This is a genomic window from Amycolatopsis deserti (assembly GCF_014653945.1).
In the GTDB taxonomy this organism is placed as follows: Bacteria; Actinomycetota; Actinomycetes; order Mycobacteriales; family Pseudonocardiaceae; genus Amycolatopsis_E; species Amycolatopsis_E deserti.
On the sequence record NZ_BNAU01000005.1, the window covers coordinates 462,896 to 478,047 of the forward strand.

The following is a 15,152-nucleotide window of genomic DNA, read 5'->3' on the forward strand; positions in this document are numbered from 1 at the left end:
CGGTCACCCGAGCAGGCCACGCTGGTGCGCCAGCGACACCGCCTCCGCGCGGCTGCCCGCCCCCAGCTTCGCCATGATCCGCGACAGGTGCACGCTCGCGGTTTTCTCGCTGATGAACAGCCGCTCGCCGACCTGGCGGTTGGTCAGCCCGCCGGCGACCAGCTCCAGCACGGACCGCTCGCGCGGGGTCAGCACGTCGCCGGCCGGCGCGGCCGCTCCCGCGGTGGTCAGCCGGCCGCGCCGGGCCAGGTCCGCCACCGCCGACTCCAACGGCCGCGCACCCAGCTCGCGCGCGGCGTCCCGGACCAGCCGGACCTGCTCGGCCGCGGCGTCCCGCTCGCCGTGCGCCAGCAGGGCCGCCGCCCACCGCCACCGGGCGAGCAGCTGCCAGTACGGCAGGGGCGCGGCCTCCTCGACCGCGTGCGCCCACGCGGCCGGATCGTCCTCGCCGCGCAAGCGGTTCAGCTCGGCCGCGATCCGCGCGGTCGGCGCGCGGGTGTCCGGGCTGCGTTCCTCGAGCCGGACCTGCAGCGACGTCACCGGCGTCCCGGAGGCGGCCAGCTCCGCGCCCTGGCCGACCAGCTCACCGGTGTCCGCGCCACGGCGCCGGGCCTGCTCGGCGAGGTCGGCCAGCGCGGACACCCCGGTGGCGACCGCCCACCTCATGTCGGCGAGGCTGGACCGGGTCAGCTCACGCAGCCGTTCGATCACGGTCCGGATCTCCGCGACGGCCCGCTCGGCGTCGCCCTGCCACTGCGCGGCCTCGGCCAGCGCGATCCCGAGCACCACACCGGCCCGGGAGTCGTCGCGCTGGTCGGCCAGCCGCGCGGCGAGGTCCTCGACCTCGCCGAACCGCCCCTGCGCGACGAGGATCGGCGCGGAATACGCCCCGATCCGGGCCCGGGCGAACCGCGGCGCGCCCGGCACCTCCGCGCGGTCCAGCGCGGTGTCCCAGTCGCCGAGCACGTACCGGTCGAACAGCTCGCTGGTACGCCCTTCGACGCCGACGTCGCTCCAGCCGAGCCCGGCCCGCTCCGCGCGCTGCCACACGCGCGCGGCCATCCGCGCCGCGCCGCGCAGGTCCCCGATCACCAGCAGGTTGCAGGTGACGTTGTGCAGCGCCCGCAGCTCGACCCGGACCGCACCGATCTCGGCGGCCCGTTCCGCGGCGGCCAGGCCCAGCCGCGTGGACAGCTCGACGTTGCCCTGCCAGTCCTCGAACGCGGCGAGCGTGACCATCCCGTCGGCCTCGACCTCCGGCGCACCGGCCGCCCGCGCGTCCGCGATGGCCTGCCGGACGTGGCCGCGCAGCTCGTCGACGTCCACGTCCGGCACGCCCCACACCCAGGCGCGGGCCCGCAACGCGAGCACCCGCGCGCGGACGACGCTGGCCGGGCGGTCGCGCACCAGCTCCCACGCCTCGGCGACCACCTTGGACACCTCGGCGCGGTGCAGGTCGAACGGGATCAGCGCGATCGCCAGCTGGTGCCGGGTGTCGGCGGCCGCTTCGGGATCGTCGCGCAGGTCCGCCTCGGTCACCGCGGAGCGGGCGTAGGTGACGGCCCGGTCCACTTCACCGGCCGCGACGGCCATCGCGGCCGCCGACCGCAGCAGCGCCAGCCGGTCCCGTCCGGTGATCCGCTCCGGTCCGTCCACCGCCTCCCACAGCTGCAGCGCCTGCTCGAGGTGGTGCAGCGCGTCGCCGGGCGCGTGCATCCCGGCCGCCTGGTCGGCGGCGCGCACCGACGCGGCGAGCGCGGTGGGCAGGTCGTGGCTGCGGAAGCTGTGGTGCGCCAGCGCGGCCGCGGTGCCGTTCTCCTCGGCGAGACGGGCGAAGGCGGCGTGCAGGCGTACTCGTTCCCCGGGCAGCAGGTCGTCGTAGACCGCTTCCCGCAGCAGAGCGTGCCGGAACGCGTACCCGTCCTCCGCGGCGACGAGGACGTTGTGCAGCACGGCTTCCCGCAACGCGCTCTCCAGCGTGTCCTCGTCCAGACCGCACACCGCCCGAAGGCTGGCGTGGGCGACGAGCTGCGCGGCGCCGGAGACCGCGCGGACCACGCGCTGCGCCTCCCGGCTGAGCCGTTCCACGCGGGCCAGCAGCAGTTCGGCCAGCCCGTCCGGCAGGGTCGCGCCGCGGCGCACGGCGGCGGTCAACTCCTCGCAGAAGAACGGGTTGCCCTCGGAGCGTTCGGCGACGGTGTGCACGGTGGTGTCCGGCAACGCGCCTTCGGCGAGCGCGGACACGAACGCGACGGTGTCGGCGGCGCCGAGCGGGGCCAGTTCGATCCGGGCCACCGCGGGCAGCCGGGACACCTCGGCCAGCAGTGGGCGCAGCGGATGGCGGCGGTGCAGGTCGTCGGTGCGGTAGGTGGCGACCACCAGCAGCCGCTGGGTGTCCAGCCGCGACAGCAGGAACAACACGAGGTCCCGCGTCGAGGCGTCGGCCCAGTGCAGGTCCTCCAGCGCGAGCAGCACCGGGCCGCGCGCGGCGAGGTCCACCAGCAACGCGTGCACCGCGTCGAACAGCCGCAGCCGCTCCATGGTCTGGTCGGCCGGCTCCGGCGGGGTCAGGCCCGGCAGCAGGCGGCCGAGCACGGGCCACCGCTTCGCCGCCTCCCGCTGCCCGCCCAGCGCCTCGGCGAAGGGCAGGTACGGCAACCCGGCCTCGCCGACGTCCAGACACCGGCCGGACAGCACGGTCACGCCGTCGGCCTCGGCGACCAGTTCGCCGAGCAGGCGGGACTTGCCGACCCCGGCGTCACCGGCCAGCAGGACCGCGCCGGCCTGCCCCTCCCGGGCCCGGCGCAGCGCGGCACGCAGGGTGTCCAGCTCGGGGTCGCGGCCGATCAACGGAATCCGGGTGGCGAGGCGAGGCACGCCTCATGCTCCCACGAGCACGCCTCAGCGCGCGGGCCGTTCGTCGGCGAGGGCGGCGACCGAATCGGCCAGCCCGAACCGGTCGCGCACCCGGCACAGGAAGTCGGGTTCGTCGAGGCGGACCAGCCGCGCGCGCCGGTTCGACGCCTGCACGGTGATCCAGTCGCCCGGCTCCAGCACGCCCCGCAGCTGCCCGTCGACGCTCACCGCGGCCTCCCCGGAGTGCTCCAGCACCCGGATGCCGACCCGCTGGTGCGGCGCCAGCACGACGCTGCGGTTGAAGACCATGTGCGGCGCGACCGGCGTGAACACCAGCGCGTCCAGGCCGGGCGAGACGATCGGGCCGCCCGCGGAGAAGCTGTAGGCGGTGGAACCGGTCGAGGACGCCACGACGAACGCGTCGGTCGAGTAGACGGCGAACTGCCGCCCGTCGACGTAGACCGCGAGGCTCGCCTGCCGGTCGCGGGCCAGCTTCTCCACCACGATGTCGTTGAGCCCCAGCACGTCCAGCTGGATGCCGTCACCGTCGGACGGCGCCCGCCGGGTGGTCGGCGGCGGCAGCGCCGGGCCGCGCCCGTAGCGCAGCATCGGCTCGATGACCTTCGGGATGCTCAGCGGCCGCGACGCGCACATGGTCAACGTCATCCGCGAGTCCTCCTGGAAGGCGCCGTCGTTCACCGCGTCCAGGGCGGCGACCACGTCCTCGGTGGCGACCTCGGTGAGGAACCCGACGCGGCCCACGTTCACGCCGAGCACCAGCGACTCGACCGGCGCCGCGACCCGCACCCCGCGCAGGAAGGTGCCGTCCCCGCCGACGGTCACGATCAGGTCCGGGTTGCCCGCTCGCTCGGCCTCCTCCTTGGCGTGCCGCCGGTGGCCGTCGAAGTCGTCCCACACGTCGATGTCGGTGCACGGGATGCCGCGGGCGGCCGCCCACGCGCGGACCTCACCGGCGGTGCGCCGCGCGGCCTCCTTGCCGCCGTGCACGACCAGCCCGATCCGGGAAACGGAAGCCATGTCCCTCCTCGCGACCGGAGGCACTCGGAAATCCGGCCTCTTCGGTACCCAAGCTAGTCCCGCCGCGTCAGGACGGGAGCGGCTCGGCGCCCTCGGGGACCGGGACGAGCGCCGGCTTGGGCAGTTCCGCGCAGCTCACCCGCAGTTCGGCCGGGCGCGGGGTCGCCCAGGTGCCCAGCATGAGGAAGGTGACGGACTCGCCCGGACCGAGGTCGAGCGTGTCGGGGAGGCGGCGGGTGAGGGAGCGGTCGTAGCGGTCGCCGAAGTCGACGCGGATCCCGGTCGCGAGGACGGGTCCGGTGTTGGTGAGGCGGTACCACTGCTGCGGCTGGGCCTCGAGGCGGAACGCTGGCACCGGGCCGGTGCCGCGCCGCGGCCGGGCCGACCGGCGGCCGAACCAGAACGCCGCCGCCACGGCCACGAGCAGCACGGCCACCTCGATCATCACTCGCACACCCCACTGATCGTCCGTTCGGGGCAGTGCGCTACCCGCGGTGATCGAACCGTGATGTGACATCCCCGATCATCAACGTCCCGTCCACCAGGGATTCGGGCGGCGGTCACCCGGCCTGCTTAGCGTGTGCACGCTTCCTCCCCGAACCCCCGAAAAGGTGACGCATGTCCGACCTCTCCCCCACGCGCCGTCAAGTCCTGATCGCCGGTGGGGCCGCGCTCGGCGCGGCCGCCTTCGCCGGCTGGGGCACCGCGTCGGCCAGCCCCGTCCGCGACCCGTTCACCCTCGGCGTCGCCTCGGGCGACCCGCTGCCCGACGGCGTCGTGCTGTGGACGCGGCTCGCGCCGGAGCCGCTCGCCGCGGACGGCCTCGGCGGGATGCCGTCGAAGGTCGTGCCGGTCGAGTGGCAGGTCGCCGCGGACGAGCGGTTCCGGCAGGTGGTGCGCGCGGGCGCCGAGATCGCGCGGCCGGAGTCCGCGCACACGGTGCACGCCGAGGTGTCCGGCCTGCGGCCCGGCGCCGAGTACTTCTACCGGTTCCGCGTCGGCAACCAGATCAGCCCGGTCGGCCGCACCAAGACGGCGCCGCAACCGGGCGCGCGGCTGGAGAAGTTCTCCTTCGCCTTCGCCAGCTGCCAGAACTACCCGGACGGCTTCTACACCGCGCACGCCCACCTGGCTCAGGAGGACCTGGACCTGGTGGCGTTCCTCGGCGACTACATCTACGAGGGCAGCGGCCAGGGCAGCATCGGCCGCGGTCACACCCCGGCGGCGGAGACGTTCACCCTGGCCGACTACCGCGTCCGGCTGGCCCAGTACAAGGGCGACGCGGACCTGCAGGCCGCGCACGCCGCGTTCCCGTGGGCGGTCGTGTTCGACGACCACGAGGTGGAGAACAACTGGGCCGGCGACATCTCCCAGCCGGACACCGAGCCCGACCAGGACCCGGCCGTGTTCCGGCAGCGGCGGGCGCAGGCGTTCCAGGCGTACTGGGAGCACATGCCGCTGCGCCGCGCCCAGCGCCCGGCCGGGCCGGACATCCGCATCTTCCGCCGCCTCACCTTCGGCGACCTGGTGGACGTGCACCTGCTGGACACCCGCCAGTACCGCGACGACCAGGTCGCCGGCGACGCGCGGCTGGACCCGTCGCGCACGATCCTCGGCGCGGAGCAGAAGGAGTGGCTGCTGCGCAACCTGTCCGGCCCGACCGCGCGGTGGAACGTGCTGGCGCAGCAGGTGTTCTTCTCCCAGCGCGACTTCACGTCCGGCGCGGCCGACTCGTTCAGCGACGACGCCTGGGACAACTACTACGTGGAGCGCAACCTGGTGCGCTCGCGGCTGGCGCAGGCGAGCAACCCGGTGGTCATCACCGGCGACGTGCACGCGAACTACGTGGCCGACGTGAAGGCCGACTTCGAGGACCCGGCGTCGGCGACGGTGGCGACCGAACTGGTGGGCACGTCGATCTCCTCCGGCGGCGACGGCACCGATCAGAACGCCGGCGACCGCGTGCAGCTCGCGGAGAACCCGCACATCAAGTTCATCAACCGCAAGCGGGGTTACGTGCGCAACACGATCACGCGGGAGTCGTGGACCGCCGACTACCGCGTCGTGGACTACGTGACCCGCCCCGGCGCGCCGATCCAGACGCGGGCGAGTTTCGCCATCGAAGCCGGCCGCGCGGGGGCGCAGCGGGTCTGATCCGGGTCCTCACCCGCCGGTCTCGCGCAGCCGGCGGGTGAGGAACTCCCGCTCGGGCGCGTTGTCCGTCCGCGCCAGAGCCGCCTGGTAGGCCCGCGCGGCGTCCGCCCGCCGGCCGAGCCGGCGCAGCAGATCCGCCCGGATCGCGTGGAACAGGTAGTACTCCTCCAGTTGAAGGCTCTCGACGAGTGCCAGGCCCGCCGCGGGACCGTCGACCTCGGCCACCGCGACCGCGCGGTGCAGAGCCGCCACCGGGGACGGCGCGATCACCAGCAGCTGGTCGTACAGCGCGACGACCTGCCGCCAGTCGGTGTCCGCGGCGGTCGGCGCGTCGCTGTGCACGGCGTTGATCGCGGCCTGGATCTGGTACGGCCCGGGCTGCCCGCGGCGCAGGCACCGCCGCACCAAAGCCTGACCCTCGGCGATCAGCGCCCGGTCCCACCGGCTTCGGTCCTGGTCGGCGAGCAGCACCAGCTCCCCGCTCGGCCCAGTGCGGGCGGCGCGGCGAGACTCGGTCAGCAGCATCAACGCGAGCAGTCCCAGCACCTCGGGCTCGTCCGGCATCAGCCCGGCAAGCACGCGGGTCAGCCGGATCGCCTCGGCGCACAGTTCCGCGCGCCGGGCGGTGTAGCCCTCGTTGAACACCAGGTACAGCACCGCGAGCACGGTCCGCAGCCGGTCCGGCAGGTCCGCCTCGTCCGGCACCCGGTACGGGATGCGCGCGGCGCGGATCTTGCCCTTCGCCCGCACGATCCGCTGCGCCATCGTCTTCTCCGGCACCAGGAACGCGCGCGCGATCTCGGCCGTCGTCAGCCCGCCCAGCAACCGCAGGGTGAGCGCGACGCGCGCGGCCGGGGCGAGGGCCGGGTGGCAGCACGTGAAGATCAGCCGGAGCCGTTCGTCGGGCACGGCACCCTCCTCCACCTGCTCGTCGTGCGCGTGCAGCAGGGCCGCGGCGGCCTGCCGGTCGTCACGGGTGGACTCGCGCCGCAACCGGTCGATGGCGCGGTTGCGGGCGGTGGTGATGATCCAGCCGGCCGGACTCGGCGGCACGCCGTCCTCGGGCCACCGCTGGACGGCAGTGGTGAACGCGTCCTGGACCGCCTCCTCGGCGATGTCGATGTCGCCGAAAACGCGGACCAGGACGGCCACCGCGCGCCCGTACTCCTCGCGGAAGACGCGGGCGACCTGGTCGGTCAACCGCAGGACCCGTCGACGACCGGCCGGACCTCGATGGGCAGGGTGGTCGCCGCCGTGAGCTTGCGGCCCCACTCCAGCGCCTCGTCCAGGTCGGCGGCCTGGATGATGGTGAACCCGCCGACGTGCTCCTTGCCCTCCAGGTAGGGCCCGTCGGTGACGAGCACGTCGTCGCCCCGCGCGTGCACGACGGTGGCGGTGCTCGGCGGGTGCAGGCCGGCGTTGAACACCCAGGCGCCCGCGGCCCGCAGCTCCTCCTGGAACGCCGCCACCTTCTCCATGATCGGCTCGAGGATCTCCGGCGGGGGCGGCTCGCCGTCGGGCTGGTAGATCGTGAGCAGGTAGTGCGTCATGGTTCCCTCCTCGGGGTCGGTGTCACCCTCTACACGAACGGCGCCCCGGCGGATCGACACCCACCCGAAAATACTTTGACCGGCACCCGTTCCGGGGGCGACAGTGGAGCGCACCGAAACTCCACGCGACGCCTCGCCCGTTCCGGCGCGCCCGGCTCCACACCGCGCGCCCGGCCCGGTCGCCGAGGTGCGCGTGCGCGGGCCCGCCGTCGCACGGGCCGCCCCCGGTCGGCGCGGACGAAGCCGCGCCGGCCGGGGTGACCACCGCCTGGCTGGCCGCCTACCCGCCGGCCGAGATGTCCACTCCGGACCGCTCCACGCTTCACCGCGGCGCAGCACGCGGTGCGCCCGGCGGAATTCGGCTCCGCCGCCGGGCCGCGGTGAGTTCCGCGCTGATGACGGGAAATCGGCGCTCTCGGTTTTCCCGGGATGAGGGTTATCGTGTTTCGTGACCATTCCGCGATTCTGGCCGCGGACTTTGCGGTGGCGTGTCTTCCTGCTCGTCGCCGGGTTGCTCGTGCTGCTCACGGTCACCTCGGTGGTCACCACCGCGGCCCGTGTCCACGTGAGCGACGTGGGTTCGCGCGTGCGGGACACGCTGCGCCCGGCACAGACCGCGGTGGCCGCGCTCGGCAAGGGTTACGTGGACATGGAAACCGGCGAGCGGGGTTTTCTGCTGACCCGCGATCCGCAATTCCTGCAACCCTACGATTCCGGGAAGGCGGCGGTCACCGAAACGGAGAGCAACATCGCGCGGCTGCTGGCCGGTGACGCGGAATCGATCACCCTCCTCGACGAGGTCCGCGCCGCGGGCGCCGCCTGGCGGACCCAGGCGGCCGAACCCGCGATCGCACTGGCCCGGCAGGACGGCACGCTCGCGGACAACCAGCCGGGCAAGGCGCTGTTCGACACCCTGCGCGCCCGGCTGGCCGCGCTGCAGAACCGGATCGACCAGCTGATCGAGGCCGGGCTGGCGTCCTCGCGCCGCGCGAACGCCGTCGCGAACGTGACCACCGGCGTGTGCGTGGGTCTCGCCCTGGTGCTGGGCCTGGCGAGCGCGGTCATCCTGCGGCGGTCGCTCGCGGCGCCGCTGAACCGGCTCGTCGCGCAGGTGCGTGAGGTCTCCGGCGGCGACCTGCACCGCACGGTCGAGGCGGCCGGGCCGGACGAGCTGACCAGGCTCGGCGAAGCGGTCGAGGCGATGCGGGTGCGGATCCTGTCGGAGAGCGAACAGGTGGCGGCGGCCGCGAACCGGATCGCCCGGCTGGAGGAGACCGACCGGATCGCCCGCACGCTCGGCGACACCGCGATCCGCCGGCTCTACGGCATCACGCTGGACCTGCAGTCGGCGGCCGCGCGGTTCCCGCGGTCCGGCCCGGTGATGGCGACCGCGATCAGCGGCATCGACCGGACGATCTCCGCGCTGCGGACCTCCGTCTACGGCACCGCGGTGACGCGCCCCCGCCCGGCGCTGCGCGCCCAGGTCAGCGAGGTGGTCGAGGAGATGGAGACGACCCACGGCCGCGCGCCGGGGCTGGTGCTCACCGGGGACCTGGACGTGGCGCCGCCGGAAGAGGTCGTCGCCGAGGTGACCCAGGTGCTGCGCGACCTCCTGCGCGTCGCCGCGGTGCCGGGTGGCGGCGCGGAGGAGGTCGAGCTGGTGCTGTCCGACCAGGCGATCCGGCTGCGGGTGACGTGCGTGGTGCCGGACGAGCGGGTGGCCGGGGTGGAGCGGGCGGTGGCGGAGGCGTCCGGGGACGCGGTCGTGCGCCGCGACCCGGCCGGCGTCACGGTCGAGTGGCGGCGTCCGTTGTGACGACCGGGTAGGCCGGTTCGCTCATCTCGGCGAGGGCGGTTTCGCGCTCCTCGGGGGTGAGGTGGTCCAGGTAGAGGCGGCCGTTCAGGTGGTCGGTCTCGTGCTGGAAGCAGCGGGCGAGCAGGTCGCGGCCCGGGACGGCGACGGGGTTGCCGGCGAGGTCGAAGCCGCGGACGGTGACCTGGGCGGCGCGCCGGACGACGGCCTGCGCGCCGGGCACGGACAGGCAGCCCTCGGGGTGGTCGCCGGTGTCGTCGCCGGTGGTCTCGACGACCGGGTTGACGACGTGGCCGGCGTGCCACAGCTCGTCTTCGCTGCGCTGGTAGCTCTCCGGGCAGAGGTAGACGAACACGCGCAGCGGGACGCCGATCTGGTTGGCGGCGAGGCCCACGCCGCGGGCGGTGCGCATGCTGACGAACATGTCGGACACCAGCCGGGCCAGGTCGTCGCCGAACTCGGTGACGTCGGCGCAGGGCTGGTGCAGCACCGGGTTGCCGACGACGGTGATCGGCCGGGACTCGCCGCGCGCGTAGTGGTGGGCCAGGTCGCCGCCGGTGGCGATGTCGTAGTGGACCGCGATCTCGGACATGGGACGAGTAAACCAACCGCGGGCGGGTATGACGGCGAGTGCCCAGTTCGACGTGGACCGGAGGCAGGCGAAGATGACCAAGGCTCGCGATATCATGACGCCCGATCCCGAGTGCGTGCGTTCCAGCGACACCGTGCTGGACGCCGCGAAGCGGATGGCGGAGCTGCAGGTGGGGGCGATGCCCATCTGCGGTGAGGACAACCGGTTGAAGGGGATGCTGACCGACCGGGACATCGTGGTGAAGGTTCTGGCGGAGGGCAAGGACCCGCGCGCGGTGAACGCCGGTGAGCTGGCGCAGGGCGAGGCCGTGACGATCGGCGCGGACGACGACGCGGAGGAAATCCTGCGCACGATGTCGCAACACCAGGTGCGACGGCTCCCCGTGATCGACGGCCACGACCTGGTGGGGATCGTGGCGCAGGCGGACGTCGCGCGGTCGCTGAAGGAACCCCAGATAGGCGACCTGTTGCAGGCCCTGTCCACCGACTGACAGCGGGGCCGGCACCCGGGACGGCGCGCGAGCGGCACATCCCGGGTGCCCGGCTGCGCGGGTTCCGGGTGCCCGGCTGCGCACTTTCCGGCCGCGCGCGTTCCGGCTGCGCAGCCTGCCGCACACGCCGCAGGCGGCACGCAACCCACACGGCAGCCGCCCCAGGCGGCCCGCCCCGTGCGGCACCCGCCGACACCGCACAACCCACACGGCAGCCGCCCTAGGCGGCCTCCGCCCCGCGCGGCACCCGCCCTCGGCGGCCCCCGCCCGCGCGGCACCCGCGGCACCGCACGGCACCCGCCCCAAGCAGCGCACAGCCCACACGGGAGCCGCCCCAGGCGGCCTCCGCCCCGCGCGGCACCCGCCCTCGGCGGCCCCCGCCCGCGCGGCACCCGCGGCACCGCACGGCACCCGCCCCAAGCAGCACGCAACCCACACGGCAGCCGCCCCAGGCGGCCCGCCCCGTGCGGCACCCGCCGACACCGCACAACCCACACGGCAGCCGCCCTAGGCGGCCTCCGCCCCGCGCGGCACCCGCCCTCGGCGGCCCCCGCCCGCGCGGCACGGCACGGTCCTGCCCGGTCCCGGATTGCGCAGCCCGCTCCACACTGCCCACGCCAGGCCGCGTCCCCGATGCAGCGCTCCGCCCCGGCGCGCAGCAGTCCTGCGCCCCGCGGTGCACTGCCAACCACGCGCCCCTCCAGCAGCGCCAGCGCACACCACCAGCCGCGCCGCAGACGACGCAGCGACTCACTCTCAGCCACACGGCCCAGCCACGCTCCGCCGGTCGCCTCTCGCGGCCTACCGGCACGCGCTCAGGCCACGGTCGGCGCGGCCACCTCCCCCGAGCCACAGCAACAATTCAGGCTCGGCGCGCCAACCGGCCCCTGCCGGCACCTTCGCCCATCCACCGCACCGACCAGCACCACTGCTCCACTCGGCTGATCCAACGCATTCGACCCGATAGGGTGGCGATTTCCCAGCCGCGGCGCGTTTTTGTCGGTCCCCGAACCTAACCTGGCTCCATGAACACCAACGCCCTCACCGCGGCCCGGTTCGGTCTCAAGTGGACACTGCGCGTGCGCGACGCCGTGCGCGCCGTGGCCCGGTCAGTCCGCCTCCTCCAGCCGGAACCCGACCTTCAGCCCCACCTGGAAGTGCCCGATCGCGCCGTTTTCGATGTGGCCGCGGATCTCGGTCACCTCGAACCAGTCCAGCCCCCGCAACGTCTGCGCCGCACGCTCGATCCCCCCACGGATGGCGGCGTCCAGACTCTCACTCGACGAGCCGACGATCTCGGTGACGCGATAGGTGTGCCCGGCCATGACAGGCCTCCTTGCCCTAGGCGATTACCGGCCCCGGAATTGTCACCCGCCACGCGCGGGGCCGCATCCGCTCGCGATCTCGCCTCGCGCAGATCTCGCCAACCACACCCACTGCGCCCACACGCCCCAGCCTGCGCAAGGCAGCTCCACCCATCCGCGCACACCACCCCACACCCCAGCCCTCGGCTGCGCGATGCCAGCCGCACATCCATTCGCCCCGCGCACACCAGCCTGCGCACCGCACCCGACATCACCCCCACCGCTATTCACCGACCTGCAGCGCGCCCGCCACGCACTCCCAAGACGCGCGCGGCAACCCCCATGCCCAGACCGCTACTCACCAACCCGAAGCACCTCCCCGCCCACCCCGCACCTACGCACCCGAAGCCGCCTCACCGGGGTGAGCACCTCGTGCCAGGATCGGGGCATGACACCAGAGGAGCTGTTGACCACCACCCGCAGCGTGCGCAAGCGGCTGGACCTCTCCCGCCCCGTGCCGCGCGAGCTGATCGAGCGGGCGATCACCCTCGCCCTCCAGGCGCCCACCGGGTCGAACCGGCAGGACTGGCACTGGGTCGTGGTCACCGACGCCGACAGGCGCGCCAAGCTGGCCGACCTGTACGCGAAGTCCTACCAGGCCTACCGCGACGCGGGCCCCACCCCGGAGGAGCGCTACGCCGGCGACGCGGACCGCGCGGCCACCCAGCACCGGGTGATGAGCAGCGCCGACTACCTGGCCGAGCACATGGCCGAGGTGCCGGTGCTGCTCGTCCCGGCGATCCACGTCCCAGGCGGCAGGCTCCCCGAGGGCAACCAGGCCGGCCTGTGGGGCTCGATCCTGCCCGCGGTCTGGAGCTACATGCTGGCGGCGCGCACACTCGGCCTCGGCACGGCCTGGACGTCGCTGCACCTGGTCTACGAGAAGGAGGCGGCTGAACTGCTGGGCATTCCCGACCACGTCCGCCAGGCGGCGCTGATCCCCACCGCGTTCTACACCGGCGAGACCTTCAAGCCGGCGAAGCGGCAGCCCCTGTCCGAGGTCCTGCACTACGACCAGTGGTGACCCGGTGCCCAGGAAGAGCGCGGCGTTCCTGCTCTACCGCCTGACCGGCGACGGCGACCTGGAGGTGCTCATCGCGCACATGGGCGGGCCGTTCTGGGCACGCAAGAACGAGCGGGCCTGGTCCATCCCGAAGGGCGAGTACACCGACGAGGATCCGCTGACCGCCGCGCGGCGCGAGTTCGCCGAGGAGGTCGGCGAGCCCGTGCTCACGGGCGAGATCCTGGAACTGGGCGAGTTCCGCCAATCCAGCGGCAAGGTCATCACGACGTTCGCCGCCGAGGGGGACTTCGATCCGGCCGGGTTCGCGAGCAACACGTTCGAGATGGAATGGCCGAAGGGATCCGGCCGCGTGCAGGAGTTCCCGGAGGTCGACCGCATCGAATGGACCGGTCCGAACCGGGCGGCCGAGCTGCTGGTGAAGGGCCAGGTGCCAATCGTCGAACGCCTGCGGGAAACCCTGCTGGCGCGCGGAGTTCTGCCCGCCTGACGGTCACGCGCGACCGCCGGAACGCGATCCCGTCGGCGGGGGGGGGCACCCGCTGTACGAGAGGCGCACGCGAAAACCCTGGCGTCGCAAGAGAACCCGCCCGGTCGAGCCCGCCGAATCCCGGACACGCGACGGCGGGGACCACGGCACACCGTGGTCCCCGCCGCCAGCGACGCTCACGCCAGCGAAACCGCCACCTGCTCCAGGCGGTCCAGCGACTCCTGCATCCCGCCTTCCATACCGGACTCGAGGTGCCCGTCACGCACTGCCTTGCTCGGGTACTCGGCCAGCACGGTGAGCGTGGTCCGCCCGTCGTGCTCGGTCAGGGTCAGCGTGTTCAGCGAGTGCGCGCCCGGCATGCCCTCGAACACCTCAGTCGACACGATCCGCTCGTGCGGCACGATCTCCCGGTACTCGCCGTGGAAGGCGACCTCGAACCCGCCGTCCGCGACCATCACGTTGCGCCATCTCCCACCGACCCGCAGGTCGACCTCGACGGACGTCACCTCGCCCCGCTCGCCCGCCCACCAGCGCTTGACCAGCTCCGGCGTGGTCCACGCCTTCCACACCAGGTGCGCGGGCGCGTTGAACTCGCGCGTGATCCGGATCTGGTTGTCCGCCGGAAGCGTCACCTGCGCCGTACCGCTAGTCGTCATCGCGACCATCTCCGTCCTCCAGTTCCTTGAGTTCTTCCAACACCATGTCCAGACGGTCGAACCGCTCGTCCCACAACCGCTGGTAACCGCTGACCCACTCGTGGATGTCCTTCAACGGACGGGCGTTGATGCGGTACATCCGCTGCCGTCCCGAGTCGCGAACTTCCACCAGACCCACCTCCCGCAGGACCCGCAGGTGTTTGGACACCAGCGGCTGGGCGAGCCCGAGCACCGACACGAGGTCGTTCACCGGCTTCTCCCCGCTCGCCAGGAGGTCGAGGATCTGCCGCCGCCGTGGTTCGGCCACCGCGTTGAACGCGTCCGCTGTCGTCGCTGCCCGTGCCATGCACCAAATATATACCCATATGGGAATGCGTCAAGGGATCCAGGCAACTGCATCGATTTCGACCAGGTAGCGGGGGTCGAGCAGGGACTGCACACCGACGAGCGTGCTAGCCGGGCGCGTGGTCACCCCGGCGCGCAACGGCGCGAGGATCGCCTCGGCCAGCTCCGGCCGGTATCCCGCCACGTAGATCGTGTGCTTGACCAGGTGCTCCCGGCTGGTGCCGGCCGCGGCGAGCGCGATGTCGATGTTGCGCACGATCTGCTCCACCTGCGCACCGTGATCCCCCTCGCCGACCAGTTCCCCGTCGGCGTTCCACGCGACCTGCCCGGACAGGAACACCAGCCGCGACGTCGGCACCGTGACGGACAGGCTGAGCATCTCAGGCAGCGCGAAGAGCCCGGCCGGGTTGGCGTACTGCGGCATCTCACTCTCGGTCATCGACGCAGCCTAGGTTCGGCCGGCGCCCACGCGCGGGGACGACTCCGGGCCGCGCCCGCCAGCCATCCGACCAGCGCGCGACGATCACCAGGGCGAGCGACCGGCCCGCCGTCACCATGGCACAAGCCACCCCGCGCCGACCGCACCCCAGCACCCCACGCCGCCCGCTCCCCGCCGCCCCGCGCCAGCCGCGCGCGGCCACCGCGCACCGGCCGCACGCCCCCACCCCACGCCAGCCGCGCCCCACCACCCCACGCCGGCGCGCCCTGCCACCCCGCGCCAGGCGCGCGCCGCGACCCCACGCCGGCCACCCCTAGCCACCCCACGCCGACCGCGCCCCGCGC

The 15,152-nt window shown here is 73.7% G+C and carries 15 protein-coding genes; 5 read left to right on the forward strand and 10 right to left on the reverse strand.

All coding sequences use genetic code 11. The annotated features are described in order from the left end of the window. Positions 1-3: 3 nt before the first annotated feature. The 3 genes from IE290_RS23305 to IE290_RS23315 form a co-directional block, all read right to left on the reverse strand. Entirely contained in the window at positions 4-2,877 is a 2,874-nt protein-coding gene (locus tag IE290_RS23305) for a helix-turn-helix transcriptional regulator (RefSeq protein WP_191246799.1), read from the reverse strand. A gap of 24 nt (positions 2,878-2,901) precedes the next feature. Then, the gene (locus tag IE290_RS23310; RefSeq protein ID WP_191246800.1) at positions 2,902-3,894 is read right to left on the reverse strand and encodes an NAD(+)/NADH kinase; all 993 of its coding nucleotides are present in this window, start codon (positions 3,892-3,894) and stop codon (positions 2,902-2,904) included. 67 nt (positions 3,895-3,961) lie between these two features. Continuing rightward, positions 3,962-4,339, reverse strand: coding sequence for a hypothetical protein (locus tag IE290_RS23315; RefSeq protein ID WP_191246801.1), 378 nt, complete (start codon positions 4,337-4,339; stop codon positions 3,962-3,964). A gap of 173 nt (positions 4,340-4,512) precedes the next feature. Here IE290_RS23315 and IE290_RS23320 point away from each other — a divergent pair, with 173 nt between their 5' ends. Continuing rightward, positions 4,513-6,048 (forward strand): alkaline phosphatase D family protein, encoded by a 1,536-nt coding sequence (locus IE290_RS23320; RefSeq protein WP_191246802.1) that lies wholly within the window; start codon positions 4,513-4,515, stop codon positions 6,046-6,048. A gap of 9 nt (positions 6,049-6,057) precedes the next feature. Here the strand turns inward: IE290_RS23320 and IE290_RS23325 are convergent, their stop codons facing one another. Together IE290_RS23325 and IE290_RS23330 are read right to left on the reverse strand one after the other, a co-directional pair. After that, complete coding sequence (locus IE290_RS23325) at positions 6,058-7,248, reverse strand: RNA polymerase sigma factor (protein ID WP_191246803.1); 1,191 nt, start codon at positions 7,246-7,248, stop codon at positions 6,058-6,060. After that, positions 7,245-7,598 carry a YciI family protein gene (locus IE290_RS23330; protein WP_191246804.1) on the reverse strand — a complete coding sequence of 118 codons (354 nt, stop codon included), beginning with the start codon at positions 7,596-7,598 and terminating at the stop codon, positions 7,245-7,247. The genes IE290_RS23325 and IE290_RS23330 overlap by 4 nt, the downstream gene beginning before the upstream one ends. Before the next feature lie 448 nt (positions 7,599-8,046). Between IE290_RS23330 and IE290_RS23335 the strand changes: the two genes are divergently transcribed. Next, a complete protein-coding gene (locus tag IE290_RS23335) occupies positions 8,047-9,414 on the forward strand; it encodes a CHASE3 domain-containing protein (protein ID WP_229874658.1) in 1,368 nt (455 codons plus the stop codon). On the opposite strand, the gene def is transcribed toward IE290_RS23335, so the two are convergent. Then, the gene (def, locus tag IE290_RS23340) at positions 9,386-10,003 is read right to left on the reverse strand and encodes a peptide deformylase (protein WP_191246805.1); all 618 of its coding nucleotides are present in this window, start codon (positions 10,001-10,003) and stop codon (positions 9,386-9,388) included. The genes IE290_RS23335 and def overlap by 29 nt on opposite strands. A gap of 73 nt (positions 10,004-10,076) precedes the next feature. Between def and IE290_RS23345 the strand changes: the two genes are divergently transcribed. Then, on the forward strand, positions 10,077-10,493 hold the full coding sequence (locus IE290_RS23345) for a CBS domain-containing protein (protein WP_191246927.1): 417 nt from the start codon (positions 10,077-10,079) through the stop codon (positions 10,491-10,493). 1,109 nt (positions 10,494-11,602) lie between these two features. On the opposite strand, the gene IE290_RS23350 is transcribed toward IE290_RS23345, so the two are convergent. After that, on the reverse strand, positions 11,603-11,818 hold the full coding sequence (locus IE290_RS23350; RefSeq protein WP_191246806.1) for a dodecin: 216 nt from the start codon (positions 11,816-11,818) through the stop codon (positions 11,603-11,605). 427 nt (positions 11,819-12,245) lie between these two features. Between IE290_RS23350 and IE290_RS23355 the strand changes: the two genes are divergently transcribed. Next, a complete protein-coding gene (locus IE290_RS23355; RefSeq protein WP_191246807.1) occupies positions 12,246-12,881 on the forward strand; it encodes a nitroreductase family protein in 636 nt (211 codons plus the stop codon). A 4-nt stretch (positions 12,882-12,885) separates the two neighbouring features. Then, complete coding sequence (locus IE290_RS23360; protein WP_191246808.1) at positions 12,886-13,368, forward strand: NUDIX hydrolase; 483 nt, start codon at positions 12,886-12,888, stop codon at positions 13,366-13,368. A 176-nt stretch (positions 13,369-13,544) separates the two neighbouring features. Here the strand turns inward: IE290_RS23360 and IE290_RS23365 are convergent, their stop codons facing one another. The 3 genes from IE290_RS23365 to IE290_RS23375 are packed head-to-tail and all read right to left on the reverse strand — an operon-like array spanning position 13,545 to position 14,808. Continuing rightward, positions 13,545-14,024 (reverse strand): SRPBCC family protein, encoded by a 480-nt coding sequence (locus tag IE290_RS23365; RefSeq protein WP_191246809.1) that lies wholly within the window; start codon positions 14,022-14,024, stop codon positions 13,545-13,547. Continuing rightward, positions 14,014-14,370: an ArsR/SmtB family transcription factor gene (locus tag IE290_RS23370; RefSeq protein ID WP_191246810.1), complete on the reverse strand. Its 357-nt coding sequence runs from the start codon at positions 14,368-14,370 to the stop codon at positions 14,014-14,016. The genes IE290_RS23365 and IE290_RS23370 overlap by 11 nt, the downstream gene beginning before the upstream one ends. Before the next feature lie 30 nt (positions 14,371-14,400). Further along, positions 14,401-14,808, reverse strand: coding sequence for a RidA family protein (locus IE290_RS23375; protein ID WP_191246811.1), 408 nt, complete (start codon positions 14,806-14,808; stop codon positions 14,401-14,403). Between the last annotated feature and the right edge of the window lie 344 nt (positions 14,809-15,152).

What these genes read in the sequence shown, in the direction of transcription:
- IE290_RS23310 (WP_191246800.1), bottom strand. Translation starts at nt 3,894, where the DNA reads ATGGCTTCCGTTTCCCGGATCGGGCTGGTCGTGCACGGCGGCAAGGAG.
- IE290_RS23315 (WP_191246801.1), bottom strand. Translation starts at nt 4,339, where the DNA reads ATGATCGAGGTGGCCGTGCTGCTCGTGGCCGTGGCGGCGGCGTTCTGG.
- IE290_RS23320 (WP_191246802.1), top strand. Translation starts at nt 4,513, where the DNA reads ATGTCCGACCTCTCCCCCACGCGCCGTCAAGTCCTGATCGCCGGTGGG.
- IE290_RS23330 (WP_191246804.1), bottom strand. Translation starts at nt 7,598, where the DNA reads ATGACGCACTACCTGCTCACGATCTACCAGCCCGACGGCGAGCCGCCC.
- def (WP_191246805.1), bottom strand. Translation starts at nt 10,003, where the DNA reads ATGTCCGAGATCGCGGTCCACTACGACATCGCCACCGGCGGCGACCTG.
- IE290_RS23345 (WP_191246927.1), top strand. Translation starts at nt 10,077, where the DNA reads ATGACCAAGGCTCGCGATATCATGACGCCCGATCCCGAGTGCGTGCGT.
- IE290_RS23350 (WP_191246806.1), bottom strand. Translation starts at nt 11,818, where the DNA reads ATGGCCGGGCACACCTATCGCGTCACCGAGATCGTCGGCTCGTCGAGT.
- IE290_RS23355 (WP_191246807.1), top strand. Translation starts at nt 12,246, where the DNA reads ATGACACCAGAGGAGCTGTTGACCACCACCCGCAGCGTGCGCAAGCGG.
- IE290_RS23365 (WP_191246809.1), bottom strand. Translation starts at nt 14,024, where the DNA reads ATGACGACTAGCGGTACGGCGCAGGTGACGCTTCCGGCGGACAACCAG.
- IE290_RS23370 (WP_191246810.1), bottom strand. Translation starts at nt 14,370, where the DNA reads ATGGCACGGGCAGCGACGACAGCGGACGCGTTCAACGCGGTGGCCGAA.
- IE290_RS23375 (WP_191246811.1), bottom strand. Translation starts at nt 14,808, where the DNA reads ATGACCGAGAGTGAGATGCCGCAGTACGCCAACCCGGCCGGGCTCTTC.